Raw genomic sequence first — 17,751 nt, 5'->3', positions numbered from 1 at the left:
GTGAATGTCAGCGCAGCTGGATCCAGGTGGTCTTGAGCTGGGTGTATTTGTCGAACGAATGCAGCGAGAGGTCGCGGCCGAAACCGGACTGGCGCCCACCGCCGAAGGGCACGGTCACGTCCAGGGCGTCGACGGTGTTGACCGACACCGTGCCGGCCCTGAGCCGCCGGGCCACGCGGTGGGCGCGGTTGAGATCGTCGCTCCACACCGACGCGGCCAGGCCATAGACGCTGTCGTTGGCCAGGACGATAGCCTCTTCCTCATCGTCGAAGGCGCTGACCGCCAGCACCGGGCCGAAGATCTCGTCGCGAGCCAGGGCCATGTCCTGGCGTACGTCGGTGAAGATCGTCGGCGTGATGAAGTTGCGCGAGCCGTTCACGCTCAGGCGCTCACCGCCGCAGCGCAGACGCGCGCCCTGCTCCCGGGCCTGGCCGATGGCGGCCTCGATACGCGCGGTCTGCGTGGCATCGACGATAGCCCCGGCACGGCTGGCGGGGTCCAGCGGGTCGCCCGGCAGCCATTCGCGTGCCTGGCGCAGCAGACGCTCGACGAACTCATCGTGGATCGAGCGCTGCACATACAGCCGCGAGTTGGCCGAGCACACCTCGCCCTGGTTGAAGAAGATGCCGAACGCGGCCTTCTGCGCCGCCAGGTCGAGGTCGCGGCAGTCGTCGAACACCAGGTTCGGGCTCTTGCCGCCGCATTCGAGCCACACCTGCTTGAGGTTCGACTGCGCCGAATACTGCATGAAGTACTTGCCCACCTGGGTGGAGCCAGTGAACACCAGGCAATCGACGTCCGGGTGCAGGCCCAAGGCACGGCCAGCGGTTTCGCCCAGGCCCGGCACCACGTTGAGTACGCCCTCCGGCAACCCGGCCTCCAGGGCCAGCTCGGCCAGGCGCAGGGCCGAGAACGGCGACTGCTCGGCGGGCTTGAGCACCACGCTGTTGCCTGCGGCGAGTGCCGGGGCGACCTTCCAGGCGGCCATGTCCAGCGGGAAGTTCCACGGCACCACCGCGCCGACCACGCCCAGCGCCTCGCGGCTGATCATCGCCACCGCGCTGGCGGCGGTCGGCGCGACCTGGTCATAGAGCTTGTCCAGCGCCTCGCCATACCAGGCGAACACCTGGGCCGCGCCGGGCACATCGATGCTGTAGGCATCCATCACTGGCTTGCCCATGTTCAGCGAGTCGAGCAGCGCCAGCTCCTCGCGGTGGGCCAGCATCAACTCGGCCAGGCGCAGCAGCACGCGCTTGCGCTCGGCCGGTGCCATGCGCGCCCAGGGCCCGTGCTCGAAGGCGCGACGGGCGGCGCACACCGCCTGGTCGATCTCGCTGTCGGCGCAGGCGGCGACCTGGGCCAGGCACTGCTCGGTCGCCGGGTTGATGGCGGCGAAGGTGGCGCCGTCGCGGGCCACCACCGGGCGTCCGTCGATCAACGCGGTGGTGATGAAGCTTTGCCGCGCGGCGCGCTGCTGCCAATCGCTTTTCGTATGCACGCAGGTCTCCCCTCCGGCCACACGCGGGCCGGTGATTGTCGTTGTCTGGATGAGGTGAAGCGGTGGGTCAGCGCCGTCGCAGGTAGCTTTCCAGCGGGTCCTTGCTCAAGCCTTCCTGGGCCTGGGCCAGCGAGGCGATGAACAGCGAGAACAGCTCGGCCTGGGTGGCGATATCGAGCTTGGCGTAGAGGTTCTTGCGGTGGGTCTTGACCGTGTCTTCGCTGATGCCCAGGCGCTCGGCCAGTGAACGCGTGGAATGGCCGCGCAGCAGGTACTGGGCAATATGGCACTCACGCTCGGTGAGCAAGGACGAGCCGAAGTTGTTCAGCGCAGCGTTGATCTGCCGCCCCAGCGCGCTTTCGAAGCGCCCGCCCAGGGCCTCGGCATCCAGCTGCCCCCAGTGCCGGCGCACCACCGCCACCACCCAGGCGGCGACGCACTTCAGTTCGGCCACCTGGCGGCTACCCAGGCGCCGGGTGCTGCCCAGGGCCACGGCGATGGTCAGCTGGGCGTCCAGCGGCACCAGGTAGTTGAGTTCATCCTCCAGATGGGCGTGCTGGTAGAACGAGGTGTAGTACTCGCTGCGCTTGAAATGGTCGGGGGCGACATCGCTCAGGCGATAGCAGCCGGCGGGCACGCCGTCCATGCAGGCCCGGTAGAACGGGCACAACAGGTAGTAGCCTTCGAGGTACTTCTGCACGTTGCCCTCGGGCAGCCATGGCCCCTCGTCGTCCTTGGCGAACAGCGCCGATGGCAGGCCCTTGCGCGGGCAGAGGAATACGGTGATGGCTTGGCACGCTGCCAGCTGGTTGAGCGCGGCGAACAGAGCCTCGACGAAGCCGGGGGTGCCGATGGCATCGACCACGCGGGCCATCTGTGCATACCAGTCGGGCGAATTCAGCTGGGCATTGCTCATTATTGTCTTCCCCGCCAGGGTGAGTGCTGGCCGGGATTGTTTCATGGGGGGGACTGGGCGGCTATCACCCTTCGGGGTGAGTCAGTGCAATGTGGACCGTGCGGAGGCGGGAGTGGGCGCGAAACTGTTTCATCGATGAAACGGCACCTATCGTTTTTCTCTTCCTCCTCTTTTAACAAAGACAACTAACTGTCAATCTGCCATCACTCTAATTGATCATGCAAGGAGCCATCATGAACAACGTCAGAATCTCGGCCGTCCTAGCTGCACTGTCATTATCAGCTTGCGCCGTCGCACCGAGCGTAAAGTACTCGGCAATCACTTCGAACGCCGATGTTACTGGAAAAGAGGCCAACTTCTTCTACTTGCGCTCATCACGTGTGGATATTGACGCCACGAAGGACGCAAAAGGAACTCTCACGGGATTTACTCTGCAAACGCAAGCGGTCGAATCTTTGAGCAAGCGTCTGGCGGTAACTCGTGACGATCCATTTTACGCCCGCACCACCCTTAATATCACCAAATTGCCCAATACCGACCTCTGGAACGAAGTGGGTAGCGAAGTCGCCGATTATAGAATCAAGATCATCAATACAGTGGCGGCGATTGCCATAAAAGCCGTTGCATTTGGTACGTCATCAAACTCCGTCAAGGACCTGGACCTTGCCCAGCTGCCACAGAGCATCAAACTCGACAACGTCGTACGGGACGCCCCAAAAGGTGAAAAGATGATTTCACTGGGCAATGGTGTCCAGCTGATCTTGGGCGCCCTTCCCCCCGATGCCAGGCCTATCGGCGAGCTCCCGGAGGGCCGTGTCAACTATGCGATCTATGCGGCATGCCGGCCCGCAACGGTATTTTTCAAATATAACAACAGTGTCTATCAGAAGAGCTTTAAGCTCAGTGACCCACAGTTCTATCAATTCGCGGTCCTGCCGAAAAACGGCAAAGTTGTGTTCCACAGCGAATGCGGTGCTTCCACAACGAATGAAAAGGATAGTGTTTCAACCAACACCGAAGTTGTCGATGCCCTGGCCACCCAAGCCAAGGCCATCAAGGATGCAATCGACGCTGCGAAGCAGGGTGACAAGAAATGACAGTACCCAACCTGGCTTCGTCAATGCTCGTTGCATTACTGGCCGTCAGCGCAAGCGTACAGGCTGCTGCTCCCCCTCCTTTTACCATCGAGGTCTTGCCCGATAACGATATCTCGCTGCAAGCCTTTGGCGTTTTACCCAAGGTTCTACAAGGCGCGACGGAGTTGTCGGCAAACCTGCTGGGCGACGAATCAAGTGGGTGCTTCGAGTACGGCAGAAAAAGCTACACCTCGGCCCAGGCTAATGCACAAAGCTCGGTAACGGACAGCAGCGTGACGTTGAGCTTGACCAGTAGCTCATTTTCCCGGGGTGGTAGTTATAGAACCTGCCTGGGTGTCCTGGGACACGATACGAGTGCCCAGGCATCGGCACGCTCCTCGGCCACCATCACCCTGCATTTCAACCCGGATTATCCAAAAGCCGACTACATCGTGGATATCGCTGGCACGTCCAGCAATAACGCCTTCAAACTACTGCTCGATGGCACCGACCTGGCACAGGGCAAAGCTTTGGTGAGCCATTCCCTGACACTGACGGCCGAGCCCGGCTCATCAACGCAATTGTTCGTCGAACTCCCTACCACAACACGCAACGAGGGTGAATGCTGCGAGCAACGGGCGGGTAACTCGGCCCGTGTCGATGTAAGGATTCGCAAAGCCCCCATACTGGCCAGCAAAAGCTTGTTAAAGCCCTACATCGTAGGAGGGAAGCAAACACACGCCTATAAAAATGTAGGCGCAATCATGCTGGGCGAATCTCTTCACTGTACGGGGACGGTGCTTGGCAAGCGAACCATACTGACGGCCGCACACTGTATCAGCGGTTATGAGAAACAGTTGACCGATATGGCGTTCAAGCTCGGCTCGAATCTGCACGACCCAGCGTTCGCGCGGGTAAAGGTCATCGACTTCGACTTGCCAAGAGATAGTGCTACGGGCTACTCATTCAACCCCATCACGCTGGAAGACGACATCGCTTTGCTTTACACCCAGGAAGACCTATCGGTCACGCCGGTAAGACTGCATAGCGGAAATCCCAACTGGGAACAGCTTGTCGACCAACGTGTTTCCCTGACATTTGTAGGATTCGGCTTTGACGTGGTGGACAACGACAAAGTTGGCGAAGGCATCAAACGCGCAGCGTCGTGGTGGGTGGACGACATTGAAAATCGCCGCGTAGCGTTCAGCGTGAAAGGAAAGAACACCTGCAAGGGAGACTCCGGAGGCCCAGCGTTCCTGATTGAAAACAGCAGTATCGTACAAGTGGCAATAACTTCTGGCGGGGACGATGCCTGTAAAAGAGGCTACGAAACGCGTGTCGATGCGTTCCAAGGATGGTTGGCAAGCCGGGTGCGATGAGTGCCTTCTGACCTTTCCTGTGGCAATCCGTATCGTGCATGCTCACCGCAGACAGCAGCGCCCGCTATGAGCACTCACGACAAAAACGCACGGCAGCCCTGCAGATTTGCCAATTGTGCAAGGTAATTTTGCATGACAGGATCGTCCGATCCGCTCGCGCACTCCAGGACTTCACTTGGAAAATCAATAACAAAGCAGGGAGACCGCGATGACCGCGCACGCTCAACCCTCGGCAACGGATCAGGTACTGGCCGAGGTCCGCAACCATATTGGCCACCTCACCCTCAACCGCCCCGCCGGCCTCAACGCCCTGACCCTGGACATGGTGCGCAACCTGCAGCACCACCTCGACCAGTGGGCGCAGGATCCGCAGGTAAAAGCCGTGATGCTGCGTGGCGAGGGCCCCAAGGGCTTCTGCGCCGGTGGCGACATCCGCTCGCTGCACGACAGTTTCAAGGCCGGCGAAAAGCTGCACGAGGATTTCTTCGTCGAGGAATATGCCCTGGACCTGTGCCTGCACCGCTACCGCAAGCCGGTGCTGGTATTGATGGACGGCTTCACCCTCGGCGGTGGCATGGGCCTGGCCCAGGGCTGCGATCTGCGCATCGTCACCGAGCGCAGCCGCCTGGGGATGCCCGAGGTGGGTATCGGTTACTTCCCGGACGTCGGCGGCAGCTACTTCCTGTCCCGCGTGCCCGGCGAGCTGGGCATCTACCTGGGTGTCAGCGGCACCCAGGTCAAGGCCGCCGACGCCCTGTACTGCGGCCTGGCCGACTGGTACCTGGACAGCACCAGGCTGGCCGCGCTGGATGAAGGTCTGGACCGCCTGGTGTTCGGCGAGCACCCGCTCAAGGATCTGCAAGGCCTGCTGGCCAAGCTCGGCACCCAGGTGCTCGAGGACGCCCCGCTGGCGCGCCTACGCCCGGTGATCGACCACTTCTTCGCCCTGCCCGACCTGCCCAGCATCATCGAACAACTGCGCGCCGTGACCATCGGCAACAGCCACCCGTGGGCGCTGGATACCGCCGCCCTGCTGGAAACCCGCTCGCCGTTGGCCATGGCCGTGACCCTGGAGCTGCTGCGCCGTGGCCGCCACCTGAGCCTGGAAGACTGTTTCGCCATGGAACTGCACATCGACCGCCAGTGGTTCGAGTACGGCGACATCATCGAGGGCGTGCGCGCCCTGATCATCGACAAGGACAAGCAGCCGCGCTGGAACCCGCCGACCCTGGGCGAACTCACCGCGCAGCGCGTCGACCAATTCTTCGAAGGCCTGTGAGCCCGGGAGTACACAGATGCAAGACCTGGAACTGAGCGAAGAACAGATAATGATCCGCGACATGGCGCGCGACTTCGCCCGTGGCGAGATCGCCCCCCATGCCCAGGCCTGGGAGAAAGCCGCCTGGATCGATGACGGCGTGGTACGCAAGATGGGCGAGCTGGGCCTGCTCGGCATGGTGGTGCCGGAAGACTTCGGCGGCAGCTACACCGACTACGTCGCCTATGCCCTGGCGGTCGAGGAGATCGCCGCCGGCGACGGCGCCATCGGGGCACTGATGAGCATCCACAACTCGGTGGGCTGTGGCCCGTTGCTGGCCTACGGCACGCCTGAACAACAGCAGGCCTGGCTGCCGCCACTTGCCAGCGGCGAGGTGATCGGCTGCTTCTGCCTGACCGAGCCCCAGGCAGGCTCCGAGGCCCACAACCTGCGTACCCGCGCCGAACTGGTCGATGGCCAGTGGGTGATCAATGGCGCCAAGCAGTTCGTCAGCAATGCCCGCCGCGCCAAGCTGGCCATCGTCTTCGCCGTGACCGACCCGGAGCTGGGCAAGAAAGGCCTCTCTGCGTTCCTGGTGCCCACCGACAACCCTGGGTTCAAGGTCGACCGCAGCGAACACAAGATGGGCATCCGCGCCTCCGACACCTGCGCGGTGACCCTGGACAACTGCCGCATCCCGGCCGCCAACCTGCTCGGCGAGCGCGGCAAGGGCCTGGCCATCGCCCTGTCCAACCTCGAAGGCGGGCGCATCGGCATCGCCGCCCAGGCCCTGGGCATCGCCCGCGCAGCCTTCGAGGCGGCACTGACCTACTCCCGCGAGCGCATCCAATTCGGCAAGCCGATCAACGAGCACCAGAGCATCGCCAACCTGCTGGCCGACATGCAGGTGCAGATCAACGCCAGCCGCCTGCTGATCCTGCACGCCGCGCGTCTGCGCAGCGCGGGCAAGCCTTGCCTGTCGGAAGCCTCCCAGGCCAAGCTGTTCGCCTCCGAGATGGCCGAGCGGGTCTGTTCGATGGCGATCCAGGTCCACGGCGGCTACGGCTACCTGGAAGACTACCCGGTGGAGAAGTACTATCGGGACGCACGCATCACCCAGATCTACGAGGGCTCCAGCGAAATCCAACGGATGCTGATCGCCCGTGAGTTGAAGCATTATCCGATCTGACGTTCCCATCGCGGGTCGAGCCCACTCCATGGTGGAGCACTTGACCCGCGATAAGTTGCCCAGCGCATGAGATTTATTCGTCTCATATGATACAGTAGTGGATCTTTCGTCTCTTTTCGCCTGCCCGACAGCCGAACCCCGACTCGAGGTCCAACATGCGCAGATCCCTCCAAGAAGAACGCCTGCTCAAGGCGCTGGCCCATGCCATTGTCGTCCACCCCCGCGCCACCCTGAAAGAACTGGCGGAAACCGCCGGTGTCAGCAAGGCCACCCTGCACCGCTTCTGCGGCACCCGCGAGAACCTGGTGAACCTGCTCGAGGACCACGGCGAGCAAGTGCTCAACCAGGTCATCCAGGAAGCCGACCTGGAGCGCACCGAACCCTTGGTCGGCATTCGCCACCTGATCGCCGAACATCTCAAGCACCGCGAAATGCTGGTGTTCCTGATGTTCCAGTACCGCCCCGACACCCTGCTCAACAACGCCGAGGATCTGCGCTGGCAGGCCTACACCCAGGCCATGGATGCGTTCTTCCTGCGCGCCCAGCAACTGGGCGTGCTGCGCATCGACATCAGCGCGGCGGTGTTCACCGAGATGTTCATGACCATGATCTACGGCATGGTCGATGCCGAGCGCCGTGGCCGCGCCGCCAGCGCCAACACCGCGCAGACCGTGGAGCAGCTGTTCCTCAACGGCGCGCGGGCCCACGCCTGAACTCAGGGGCGACTACCGCCCCTGGCCGCCCGCCAGTTCCTCGATGCTGATCTCGCGCATCCGGAACTTCTGCACCTTGCCGGTCACTGTCATCGGGAACTCGTCGACGAAGCGCAAATGGCGCGGCACCTTGAAATGCGCGATGCGCGCCCGCGCCCATTCACGCAGTTCCTCCTCGCCCAGCACCTGCCCCGGGTGCAGGCGAATCCAGGCGACGATCTCCTCACCATAGCGGCTGCAGGGAATGCCGATCACCTGCACGTCGGCCACCGCCGGGTGGGTGAAGAAGAACTCCTCCAGCTCCCGCGGATAGATGTTCTCGCCACCGCGGATGATCATGTCCTTGCTGCGCCCGACGATGCGCACGTAGCCCTGTTCGTCCATCACCGCCAGGTCGCCGGTGTGCATCCAGCCCTCGGCGTCGATGCTTTCGGCGGTGGCTTTGGGGTTGTCCCAGTAGCCGAGCATCACGCTGTAACCGCGGGTACACAGCTCGCCGATCTCGCCGCGCGTCACCGTGCGGCCCTCGCTGTCGATCACCTTGTTCTGCAGCCACGGCTGGGTGCGGCCGACGCTGGTCACCCGGCGCTCCAGGTCGTCGGCGGCGCCGGTCTGCAACGACACCGGGCTGGTCTCGGTCATGCCATAGGCGATCTGCACCTCGCCCATGTGCATCTCGTCGATCACCCGGCGCATCACCTCGATCGGACAGGTGGCGCCAGCCATGATCCCGGTGCGCAGGCTGGACAGGTCGAATTCATGGCGACGCGGGTGGTCGAGTTCGGCGATGAACATGGTCGGTACGCCGTACAGGGCGGTGGCACGTTCCTCGGCAACCGCTTGCAGGGTGAGCAGCGGATCGAAGGCGTCGTTGGGGTAGATCAGGGTGCTGCCGTGGGTCATGCAGCCTAGGTTGGCCATGACCATGCCGAAGCAGTGGTACAGCGGCACCGGTACCACCAGCCGGTCTTGCTCGGTCAATCCGAGGCTTTCGCCGACCATGTAGCCGTTGTTGAGGATGTTGTGGTGGCTGAGGGTCGCGCCCTTGGGGAAGCCGGTGGTACCGGAGGTGTACTGGATGTTGATCGGCGCGTGCCGGTGCAGGCTGGCCTGCCGTACCGCCAACTGTTGGGCGTTGGTTTGTGCGGCGCGGTCCTGCAACGTCGACCAGGCCAGGAAGCCATCAGGTGGATTGGCCGCCAGACTGGTGACACCACGCAACGCGGGCAGCCGCGCGCTTTGCAGCTCGCCCGCTCGGCAGGTGCCGAGTTCAGGCACCAGGCCCAGCAGCATGGCGTGATAGTCGGAAGTCTTGAAGGCGTCGGCGCAGATCACCCACTGGCAGGCCGACTGGCCCAGGGCGTATTCCAGCTCGCTGCTGCGGTAGGCCGGGTTGATGTTGACCAGGATCGCGCCGATCTTGGCGCTGGCGAATTGGGTGATGCACCACTCGGCGCAATTGGGCGCCCAGATGCCCAGACGGTCGCCGACCTGTACGCCCAGGGCCATGAGTGCGCGGGCGTGGCGATCGACCGCATCGGCCAGCTGCCGCCAGGTGTAGCGCAACTGCTGATGGCGGACGATCAGGGCCTCGCGGTCGGGGAAGCGGGCGACGGTGGCGTCGAAGGCGTCGCCGATGCACGAATTGAGCAAGGGAATGGCGTTGCTGCCTACGGTGTGGCTGGGCTGGGTCATGGGGTGTCTCTTGTTGTTCTTGTAGGAATTGATCCGGCCCTATCGCCGGCAAGCCGGCTCCCACAGAGATCGCTGCAGGCCCGAGGGCAGCACCGTACCTGTGGGAGCCGGCTTGCCGGCGATAGGGCCAACACCGCTCTACCGAATGAACACCTGCGGCGTGGTGGTCGACATGTCGCCACCGGGCAGCTTAATGTTCCCCACCTTCTCCAGCGTATTGGGGTCGAACACCGCCAGGTCGTTGAACGTCCCGCCCAGGTAGAGCTTGTCGCCGGCCTTGTCGAAGGTCACGCAGTAGTAGGTGTGCTCCAGACTAGCCGCCTTGATCAGTTTGCGCTGGGTGATGTCGTACTTGGCCAGGCGATTGAGCACGCCATACATCTGGTTCGGATCCTTCGGCGAACGCAAGCCGGTGAAGTACAGCTCGGTCAGCTCGGCGAACTCCTGGGTATGGGCCTTGCCGGTCTTCAGGTCGATGCTCAGGTAGCCGTAAAGCGGCTCGGCGGTGGCCGGGTCCTGCTTGGCGTCCTTGAACCTGGCGATGGTGTAGAGCATCGAGAACTCGTGCAACGAACTCTGGTGCGGCCAGAAGTACAGCACGTCCGGCGCGCTGTAGCCCGGGCGGTTCCAGCTGCGCAGCGGCAGCGCGACGGTGTATTTGCCGGTGTTGACGTCCAGCTTGTAGATATCCGGCCCGGCCACATAGAGACTGCCGTCGTCGGCGGCGCGCATCAGGTACACCTGGCGCGGCATCGGGAAGGTGCGCACGGGCTTGGCATCCAGGCCGTCGCCGGTGCGGAACACCTCCAGGCGCGGCGGCTTGACCACATAGTGGTCGTTCAGGCGCTGGCTGGGGTTGACCGTGGCGTACACCTCCTTCCCGTCGGGGCTGATGGCGAAGGAGTACATGGCCTTGCCGACCTCGCCCGGCACGCTGGACAGGTTGGCGTGGAAGGTGGTCTTGCAGCTGTCCAGGTCGATGCCATAGATATCGGCGAAATGATTGTTGAGCACGTAGGCGGTGCGGTTGTCCGGCGCCATCATCGCCGTGCCGGGGCCGAACGAATCGGGCATGCGGCAGGTCTTGTACAGCGTGTCGCTGGCCACCTCGACCACGTGCAGGTTGTTCGGGTAATTAGTAGCGATCAGGTATTCATGGCCGGCCTTCAGGGCCTTGCCTGCGTCGTCGGCCTGGGCCGCCCAGGCGCAGGCCGTGGCAGCGACGGTGAGCGCGAGTTGCGCGCAGAATCCAGGTTTCATGCGGTTTCCCCTTGTCGTTCTATTTGTCTTTCGGGAATACGGTGCCGAGGTTGCGCCAGTCTTCGGCGGAGTTGGTCGCCTGGGCGTTCCAGTCCTGGTAGGTGCTCATCATGTCCGGCACCTGGGCTGGCCACCAGCAAGGGTCGGAGCAACCGTACAAGTCGGCCTCCATCGGCTGGCACAGCGAGCTGACGCCACCGAAGGCGTCCACTTCCCAGCCCGGGTCGGTGGTGGCGGTGCAGCCGGCCACGGCGCTCATCGCCAGCACTTCCTCGACGCGGTCTTCGGCGGCCGCCTGCTCGAGGATGCGCGCCTTGTTGTTCAGCGGTTTGAGGTGCTTCATGTCAGTGCGCCTTCCGGGGAGTGATGTAGCGATCGATGAAGGCCGGGTTAACGGCCATGATGCGGCTGTAGACCTCGATGCCGAAGTCGACCCAGTCGCGCATCAGCTCGCAATAGTGGTAGGTCGGGTGCTGCGGGTCGCCGTAGCGGGCGTAACTTTCGTGGTAGCAACCGCCGGAACACAGGTTGCGGATGCGGCAGCTGTCGCAGCCGGTGCCGCTGCGGTCCAGGCGCTGCGAGAGAAAATCGTTGAGCTGCGCCTGCTTCACGCCCTGATGCACATTGCCGAAGGTCGGCAGGCTGGAGCCGGTGAAGCGGTGGCACAGGTTCAACTCGCCCTCGTGATCCACCGCCAGCATCTTCAGCCCGGCACCGCATGGCAGGGCCTTCTTGTGGCCTTCGTGAATGTCGGTGATCAGCTGGTGCAGGTTGGAGAAGCCGATGTTGCGGTGCTCCAGCGCCGCTTCCAGGTACCGTCGGCCCAGGGCCTTCATGTTGGCGAACACCTGCACCAGCTCGTCGCCGGTGAGGTTGAAGTCGGCCATGTCACCGGAGGTCACCGGGGCGAACCCCACCTCGGCGAAACCCACCTCGTTGAACAGGTGGTTCCAGATGGTCTCGACATCGGTGATGCCACGGGTCAGGGTCACCCGCGCGCCCACTGGCCGGCTGCGGTAGCGCGACAGCAGCATGTCGGCCTTGCGCCGCACCACGTCGTAGGTGCCCTGCCCGCCCACGGTGATGCGGTTGCGGTCATGCACGGTCTTGGGCCCGTCGATGCTGATCGACAGGCCGAAGCGGTGGGCATCGAGCCAGTCGACGATCTCTTCGCTGAGCAGCGTGGCATTGGTGGTCATGATGAACTCGACCTGCTTGCCCGCCTCGGCGAAACGCCGCTCGCAATACGCCACCATGTGCTCGATCAACGCCCGGTTGGACAGCGGCTCGCCGCCGAAGAACACCACGCTGTAGCGCTCCTCGTTCGGCGACTCCTCGAGCAGCATCTCCACCGAGGCTTCGGCGGTGGCACTATTCATCTTCTTGCCGGCGGAGGGCTTGTCGAGGTCCTCCTTGTAGCAGTACGTGCAGCTCAGATTGCAGCCGGTGTTGACGTTGAGCACCACGGTGTTCAGCGCGGTGCGCTCGACCTGTTTCAGGGCGATTTCCGGGGTCAGCGGCGAGCCGTCGCTGACCACTTCCAGGGCGATCAGCTCGCGCAGGGTTTCCTCGATGTCCTGCCCGTCGAACTGCTGGCCGAGCTGCTGCAGCAGCTCCTCGGCGGAACAGCCCTGGCGGCGCAGGGTGTCGATGATGCCGCCGGTCACCGCATCGGTGGCGAACAGCGAACTGCTGGGGATATGGAACAGCATGCGGTCGGCATCGACCTGCACTTCGTGCAGGTTGCGTTCGACCAGGTTCAGTAGTACGCCCATGGCGACCTCCCGATAAGCAATTGGTCAGGTTGATGCCTATGGCAGCGGCGGATTGTTCCAGCGCTGCACGGTAACGATCATGTGGCCCTCGCCCTGCTGGCCACCGTCGGCGAGGGTGGCGATCACCTTCAGGTTGCCGGCGTTGTTGGTCATCATCTTGCGCTCGGGGTTGGGCCCTGCCCCGCCCGGCACGAACACGCCGTCGGCCTGCATCTGCCCGGCGAACCTGACGTCCTCGTCCTCCACCGCCCGTTCGTTGAACGGCTCGACTTTCCAGGTCGCCGGCAGGTAGCCGATGCGCAGCGGCTGGCCACTGGCGTCCTTGCCCCAGGCTTCAGCCTCGAAGCGACCTTGCACCTTCGGCACCGAGGCGCCGTTCTCGCCGATGCGGGCAATGGAGAACGCCGGCACCACCTTGACCTCATCGACCTTGTCGTACACCGCCAGCTGCACGCCCTTGAGCGCGCCCACCGCCACCTCGCGGGGGCCGGCGGCGGCATCCTTGGCGGCCCGTGCCTTGACCCGGATCAGCGTCGGCGTCGACTCCAGCACTTCGGTCACCTGCACGCCCGCGCCCAGGTCGGGCTTGCCGGACAGGTCGCTGCCCACCAGGGTGATCTCGCTGTCGCTGCCGGTCTTGATGAACGCCGGCTGCACCGCCAGCAGGCGCCCCTGCCCGGCCTTCGCCGCACTGAAGTCCAGGCCGCGCTCGTCGTGCTCGGCCTCGAACATGCGGCCCTTCATCTGCCCGTCGATGGCGGCGAACACCTGGCGCAGGTTGGCCTCGCCGACCTTGACGTTGCCGCGCCATTCATAGCCGTTGTAGAGGATCGCCGCACCGCTGCCGTTGAACGGCGTACCGTCGGCGTAGGCGCCCTTGACCTCGACCTTGAAGGTATCGCCCTGCTCGGCGCTGACCGTCATCACCCCACGCACTTCACCCTTGGCCAGCATATGGCCGCTGAACGCCCATTGCCCGGCCAGGACCTTGGACTCGGGCCGGGCCTTGAGCCACTCGGCCCAGGCCGGATTGTCGAGGGGGAAGCGCTTGGCCAGGTCGGGCACCATCTGCTTGAGGGCGATGTCCAGCCAGTCGCGGTCACGGGCCTGGGCCTGGTATTCAAGGGACGGCCACTGGCCGAGGTGGAAGTTGACCAGGTGTTCCCATTCCTTGGCCGGACGCCGTTGCAGGGCGACCCGGGCGCCGGAGTGGCAACGCCCACACATCTGGCTGAGCTGGTCGTCGAAGTGCTCGACGGTATTGAGCCGGCGCTCCATGGCATAGCGCACACCGTCGGTCTCGCTGGGCGCCAGGCCCTGCTTGTCGGCCAGGTACTTGACCAGGGTGCGACGGTCGTCGTCGCTGATCGAAAGGCCATGCATCACCTGCATGCGGGCGATGCTCATCAGCCAGCCCTCGGGGGTCTTGCGCTGGTGGCTGATGCGGCTGTAGCTGTCGTTGCCTTCGGGGATATGGCACCCCATGCACTTGTTCTGCAACAGGCTCGGGCCCTGCTCGGCCGCCATGGCCTGGGCGGACAGCAGTGCGGTGGCGACCAGCGCCAGTGTGCCCGCCTGCCGCCGGAGTCGAGTCGTCTTCAAGGTCAGACCTCCACGGTATCGTTCTTATCGTTATTCGCACGCTGCGGTGTGCATCTGACAATGGCGATACAGAAAGTGTGCCAGTTGCGGCAAATATGTTTTGCATCAACGAGTTGGGCGAAAAGCTGGGGTAAATCCCAGCAGCGCGGACTGTGGCCGAACGTGCCATTTCGCGACGGGGTGTTTCACCTTGAGACACGGGGGCCTGCTGCGCAGGCCATCGCTGGCAAGCCAGCTCCCACAGGGATCTGGCCACCTTCGAGTCCAACGCCGTACCTGTGGGAGCCGGCTTGCCGGCGATTGGCCCGCACAGCGGTCCGTGTCATCTGCGTCTCACTAAGTCTCAATGTGCAACAGCTCAAGCCTCCCTGACTGCATGCCATGTAACGCGAAAAGCACATGCATCAAGGGCTGTGAACGCGTTGACCGGCTTGGCACGCCCATTGCCCTGCCCTGGTCACAACCATGACAAGAGGCACCGCCCCATGCATTCCGAACTGCCGATCCTGCCCGCCACCCGTGCCTTCCTCGCACGCCCGCTGAAGATGCGCATTGGCGCCGACTGGCAGGACGCCGCCAGCGGCCGCACCATGACCTTGCGCAACCCGGCCAGTGGCGAGGCCCTCGCCGAGGTGCCCGCGGCCGAGGCACAGGATGTGGACCGCGCCGTGCAGGCCGCCCGCCAGGCGTTCGAGCACTCGGCCTGGAGCCGGATGCGTCCGCGCGAGCGGCAGAACCTGCTGTGGCGCCTGGCCGACCTGATGCAACGCGATGCCCAGGAGCTGGCCGAGCTGGAATGCCTGAACAACGGCAAGAGTGCCGCCGTGGCCCAAGTGATGGACGTGCAACTGGCCATCGACTTCCTGCGCTACATGGCCGGGTGGGCGACCAAGCTCGAAGGCAGCACGGTCGAGCCGTCGCTGCCGCTGATGCCCAATGACGACTTCCACGCGTTCGTGCGCCGCGAGGCGGTGGGCGTGGTCGGCGCCATCGTCGCCTGGAATTTCCCGCTGCTGCTGGCCTGCTGGAAGCTCGGCCCGGCCCTGGCCACCGGCTGCACGGTGGTGCTCAAGCCTGCCGACGAAACCCCGCTGACCGCGCTCAAGCTCGCCGAACTGGTAAGCGAGGCCGGCTACCCGGACGGCGTGTTCAACGTGATCACCGGCACCGGGCTGAACGCCGGTGCCGCGCTGAGCCGCCACCCGGGCGTGGACAAGCTGACCTTCACCGGCTCCACCGAAGTCGGCAAGCTGATCGGCAAGGCCGCCATGGACAACATGACCCGCGTCACCCTCGAACTGGGCGGCAAGTCGCCGACCATCGTCCTGCCCGACGCCAACCTGCAGGAGGCCGCCGCCGGCGCCGCCACGGCGATCTTCTTCAACCAGGGCCAGGTGTGCTGCGCCGGCTCGCGGCTGTATGTGCAGCGCAAGCACTTCGACAACGTGGTGGCCGACATTGCCGGCATCGCCAACGGCATGAAGCTCGGCAACGGCCTGGACCCGTCGGTACAGATGGGCCCGCTGATCTCGGCCAAGCAGCAGGAGCGGGTCACCGGCTACATCGACCTGGGTCGCGAGTTGGGCGCAACCATCGCCTGCGGCGGCGAAGGCTTCGGCCCGGGCTACTTCGTCAAGCCGACGGTAATCGTCGATGTCGACCAGCGTCACCGGCTGGTGCAAGAGGAAATCTTCGGCCCGGTGCTGGTGGCCATGCCGTTCGACGACCTCGACGAGGTGGTGGGCCTGGCCAACGACAACCCCTACGGGCTGGGCGCGAGCATCTGGTCCAACGACCTGGCCGCGGTGCACCGGATGATCCCGCGGATCAAGTCCGGGTCGGTGTGGGTGAACTGCCACAGCGCGCTGGACCCGGCGCTGCCGTTCGGCGGCTACAAGCTGTCGGGCGTCGGTCGCGAGATGGGCGCGGCGGCGATCGAGCATTACACCGAGCTCAAGTCGGTGCTGATCAAGCTCTGATTTCACCTGGCCGGGCCTCATCGTCGACAAGCCAGCGATGAGGCCCGGCCAGGCAATGAAAAAGCCGGAAAACAACAAAAACATGGAGCACACCATGACGCACAAGCTCGCCTGCACGTTGGCCCTGCTGCTGGCCACTCCCCTCACCCAGGCCCACGAACTCTACAACCACGCCGGCACCACCCTGGACGCCAACCTCGAAGCGCTGTTCGGCGTATTCCACAGCGACGAAAGCTTCGACCAGTTCGGCAACCGCCAGGCCGGCAGCAGCAACTGGCGCGAGGGCTACGTCAAGTACGGCCTGAGCGCCAGCCAGGCGCTGGCCGGCAACGGCACGTTTTACGGCGCCTTCAGCCTGCTCAGTTCGGCCACCTGGGGCGATGGCGACGCCGCGGGTTTCACGCTCGGTGACGAACGTCGCACTGCCGTCGAGGACGCTTACCTGGGATGGCGCTCGGGCACCCTGTTTCCGGCGCTTGGCGAAGATGGCATCGACCTCTCCGGCGGGCGCCAGGTCATCACCCTCGGCGACGGTTTCCTGATCCAGGGCGACCCGGTCAATGCCGGCAACGTCGACCTGGGCGCCGATTTCGACCGTGGCGGCGCCTACTACCTGGCGGCGCGCAAGGCGTTCGAGCGCACCGCCGTGTTGCGTCTGGGCGGCAAGCAGGGTTGGCGCGGCGACCTGATGTGGCTCAAGTCCGACAACCCGTTCCAGGCCGACACCGCCATGGCGGTGGCCAACCTCGAGCATGTCGCCGACGCGGGCACCCTGGGCCTGAGCTGGATCCGCGGCCTGGATGTCGACCGGCGCTACGCCGAGATCCTCGGCCTGGAGCACCGCGACGGCATGGACACGGTGAGCCTGCGCGGGCGTGGCAACCTGGGAGTGAAAGACCTCGAACTGGCCGCCGAGTATGTCACCCAGGACCGCACCGACGGGCGCGAGAACGCCTGGTACCTGGAGGGCAACTGGACCTTCTCCGCACTGCCCTGGTCGCCCACCGCCACCTACCGCTACAGCCGCTTCTCGGAGCACTTCGACCCGCTGTTCTATGGCCTGAGCCGGGGCTATGGCACCTGGTTCCAGGGCGAGGTGGCGGCCAATTACGCCGGGCCTTTCAACAGCAACAGCCAGGTCCACCACGTGGCGCTCAAGGCCACGCCACGGGAGGGGCTGGCCCTGGGCGCGCTGTACTTCGACTTTGATCCGCTGAGCACCGACAGGGGTAACCTCGGTGGGCGCGAACTGGACCTGTACCTGGAATGGATGGTCAACGAACACTGGCTGATCAGCCCGTTGGTGGGCTTCTACAAACCTGAGCGCAATGCCGACAACGGCGGCGTGCAACTGGGCAGCCGGGGAACCGGGACCTATCTGCAGCTGGTGGTCGGGACCTTCTTCTGACTC

14 protein-coding genes are annotated in these 17,751 nt (G+C 64.3%); 7 read left to right on the top strand and 7 right to left on the bottom strand.

The features are described from left to right. Window positions 1-7: 7 nt before the first annotated feature. The gene (locus KSS90_RS11415; protein ID WP_217869468.1) at window positions 8-1,498 is read right to left on the bottom strand and encodes an aldehyde dehydrogenase; all 1,491 of its coding nucleotides are present in this window, start codon (window positions 1,496-1,498) and stop codon (window positions 8-10) included. A 67-nt stretch (window positions 1,499-1,565) separates the two neighbouring features. Beyond that, window positions 1,566-2,414, bottom strand: a complete 849-nt coding sequence (locus KSS90_RS11410; RefSeq protein ID WP_217869467.1) for a helix-turn-helix transcriptional regulator — start codon at window positions 2,412-2,414, stop codon at window positions 1,566-1,568. A 233-nt stretch (window positions 2,415-2,647) separates the two neighbouring features. Here KSS90_RS11410 and KSS90_RS11405 point away from each other — a divergent pair, with 233 nt between their 5' ends. From KSS90_RS11405 to KSS90_RS11385, 5 genes are all read left to right on the top strand, one after another. Beyond that, window positions 2,648-3,511, top strand: coding sequence for a hypothetical protein (locus KSS90_RS11405; RefSeq protein WP_217869466.1), 864 nt, complete (start codon window positions 2,648-2,650; stop codon window positions 3,509-3,511). Further along, window positions 3,508-4,869, top strand: coding sequence for a S1 family peptidase (locus tag KSS90_RS11400; protein WP_217869465.1), 1,362 nt, complete (start codon window positions 3,508-3,510; stop codon window positions 4,867-4,869). Before KSS90_RS11405 ends, KSS90_RS11400 begins: the two co-directional genes overlap by 4 nt. A gap of 208 nt (window positions 4,870-5,077) precedes the next feature. Next, window positions 5,078-6,148 (top strand): enoyl-CoA hydratase/isomerase family protein, encoded by a 1,071-nt coding sequence (locus KSS90_RS11395; RefSeq protein ID WP_217869464.1) that lies wholly within the window; start codon window positions 5,078-5,080, stop codon window positions 6,146-6,148. A 16-nt stretch (window positions 6,149-6,164) separates the two neighbouring features. Then, window positions 6,165-7,316 carry an acyl-CoA dehydrogenase family protein gene (locus KSS90_RS11390; protein WP_217869463.1) on the top strand — a complete coding sequence of 384 codons (1,152 nt, stop codon included), beginning with the start codon at window positions 6,165-6,167 and terminating at the stop codon, window positions 7,314-7,316. A gap of 155 nt (window positions 7,317-7,471) precedes the next feature. Continuing rightward, window positions 7,472-8,029 (top strand): TetR/AcrR family transcriptional regulator, encoded by a 558-nt coding sequence (locus tag KSS90_RS11385; RefSeq protein WP_217869462.1) that lies wholly within the window; start codon window positions 7,472-7,474, stop codon window positions 8,027-8,029. Between the two features lie 12 nt (window positions 8,030-8,041). On the opposite strand, the gene KSS90_RS11380 is transcribed toward KSS90_RS11385, so the two are convergent. The 5 genes from KSS90_RS11380 to peaA form a co-directional block, all read right to left on the bottom strand. Next, complete coding sequence (locus KSS90_RS11380; protein WP_217869461.1) at window positions 8,042-9,724, bottom strand: AMP-binding protein; 1,683 nt, start codon at window positions 9,722-9,724, stop codon at window positions 8,042-8,044. Window positions 9,725-9,862: 138 nt separating this feature from the next. Next, complete coding sequence (gene peaD / locus KSS90_RS11375; RefSeq protein WP_217869460.1) at window positions 9,863-10,984, bottom strand: quinohemoprotein amine dehydrogenase subunit beta; 1,122 nt, start codon at window positions 10,982-10,984, stop codon at window positions 9,863-9,865. 19 nt (window positions 10,985-11,003) lie between these two features. Continuing rightward, window positions 11,004-11,327: a quinohemoprotein amine dehydrogenase subunit gamma gene (gene qhpC / locus KSS90_RS11370; protein ID WP_046855356.1), complete on the bottom strand. Its 324-nt coding sequence runs from the start codon at window positions 11,325-11,327 to the stop codon at window positions 11,004-11,006. Between the two features lies 1 nt (window position 11,328). Then, window positions 11,329-12,759, bottom strand: coding sequence for a quinohemoprotein amine dehydrogenase maturation protein (gene peaB / locus KSS90_RS11365; protein WP_217869459.1), 1,431 nt, complete (start codon window positions 12,757-12,759; stop codon window positions 11,329-11,331). Between the two features lie 36 nt (window positions 12,760-12,795). Beyond that, the gene (gene peaA, locus KSS90_RS11360; protein ID WP_217869458.1) at window positions 12,796-14,361 is read right to left on the bottom strand and encodes a quinohemoprotein amine dehydrogenase subunit alpha; all 1,566 of its coding nucleotides are present in this window, start codon (window positions 14,359-14,361) and stop codon (window positions 12,796-12,798) included. A 485-nt stretch (window positions 14,362-14,846) separates the two neighbouring features. On the opposite strand from peaA, the gene KSS90_RS11355 reads away from it, so the two are divergent. Further along, on the top strand, window positions 14,847-16,340 hold the full coding sequence (locus KSS90_RS11355; RefSeq protein ID WP_217869457.1) for an aldehyde dehydrogenase family protein: 1,494 nt from the start codon (window positions 14,847-14,849) through the stop codon (window positions 16,338-16,340). A gap of 94 nt (window positions 16,341-16,434) precedes the next feature. Beyond that, complete coding sequence (locus KSS90_RS11350) at window positions 16,435-17,748, top strand: alginate export family protein (protein WP_217869456.1); 1,314 nt, start codon at window positions 16,435-16,437, stop codon at window positions 17,746-17,748. Window positions 17,749-17,751: the final 3 nt, after the last annotated feature.

Source organism: Pseudomonas maumuensis, assembly GCF_019139675.1.
GTDB classification, from domain to species: domain Bacteria; phylum Pseudomonadota; class Gammaproteobacteria; order Pseudomonadales; family Pseudomonadaceae; genus Aquipseudomonas; species Aquipseudomonas maumuensis.
Note: the sequence above shows the minus strand (reverse complement) of the source record. Positions and strands in the feature narration are given on the sequence as shown.

Excerpts from the sequence above, each read along its gene's own strand:
- KSS90_RS11410 (WP_217869467.1), bottom strand. The coding sequence starts at position 2,414 with ATGAGCAATGCCCAGCTGAATTCGCCCGACTGGTATGCACAGATGGCC.
- KSS90_RS11405 (WP_217869466.1), top strand. The coding sequence starts at position 2,648 with ATGAACAACGTCAGAATCTCGGCCGTCCTAGCTGCACTGTCATTATCA.
- KSS90_RS11400 (WP_217869465.1), top strand. The coding sequence starts at position 3,508 with ATGACAGTACCCAACCTGGCTTCGTCAATGCTCGTTGCATTACTGGCC.
- KSS90_RS11395 (WP_217869464.1), top strand. The coding sequence starts at position 5,078 with ATGACCGCGCACGCTCAACCCTCGGCAACGGATCAGGTACTGGCCGAG.
- KSS90_RS11390 (WP_217869463.1), top strand. The coding sequence starts at position 6,165 with ATGCAAGACCTGGAACTGAGCGAAGAACAGATAATGATCCGCGACATG.
- KSS90_RS11385 (WP_217869462.1), top strand. The coding sequence starts at position 7,472 with ATGCGCAGATCCCTCCAAGAAGAACGCCTGCTCAAGGCGCTGGCCCAT.
- KSS90_RS11380 (WP_217869461.1), bottom strand. The coding sequence starts at position 9,724 with ATGACCCAGCCCAGCCACACCGTAGGCAGCAACGCCATTCCCTTGCTC.
- peaD (WP_217869460.1), bottom strand. The coding sequence starts at position 10,984 with ATGAAACCTGGATTCTGCGCGCAACTCGCGCTCACCGTCGCTGCCACG.
- qhpC (WP_046855356.1), bottom strand. The coding sequence starts at position 11,327 with ATGAAGCACCTCAAACCGCTGAACAACAAGGCGCGCATCCTCGAGCAG.
- peaB (WP_217869459.1), bottom strand. The coding sequence starts at position 12,759 with ATGGGCGTACTACTGAACCTGGTCGAACGCAACCTGCACGAAGTGCAG.
- KSS90_RS11355 (WP_217869457.1), top strand. The coding sequence starts at position 14,847 with ATGCATTCCGAACTGCCGATCCTGCCCGCCACCCGTGCCTTCCTCGCA.
- KSS90_RS11350 (WP_217869456.1), top strand. The coding sequence starts at position 16,435 with ATGACGCACAAGCTCGCCTGCACGTTGGCCCTGCTGCTGGCCACTCCC.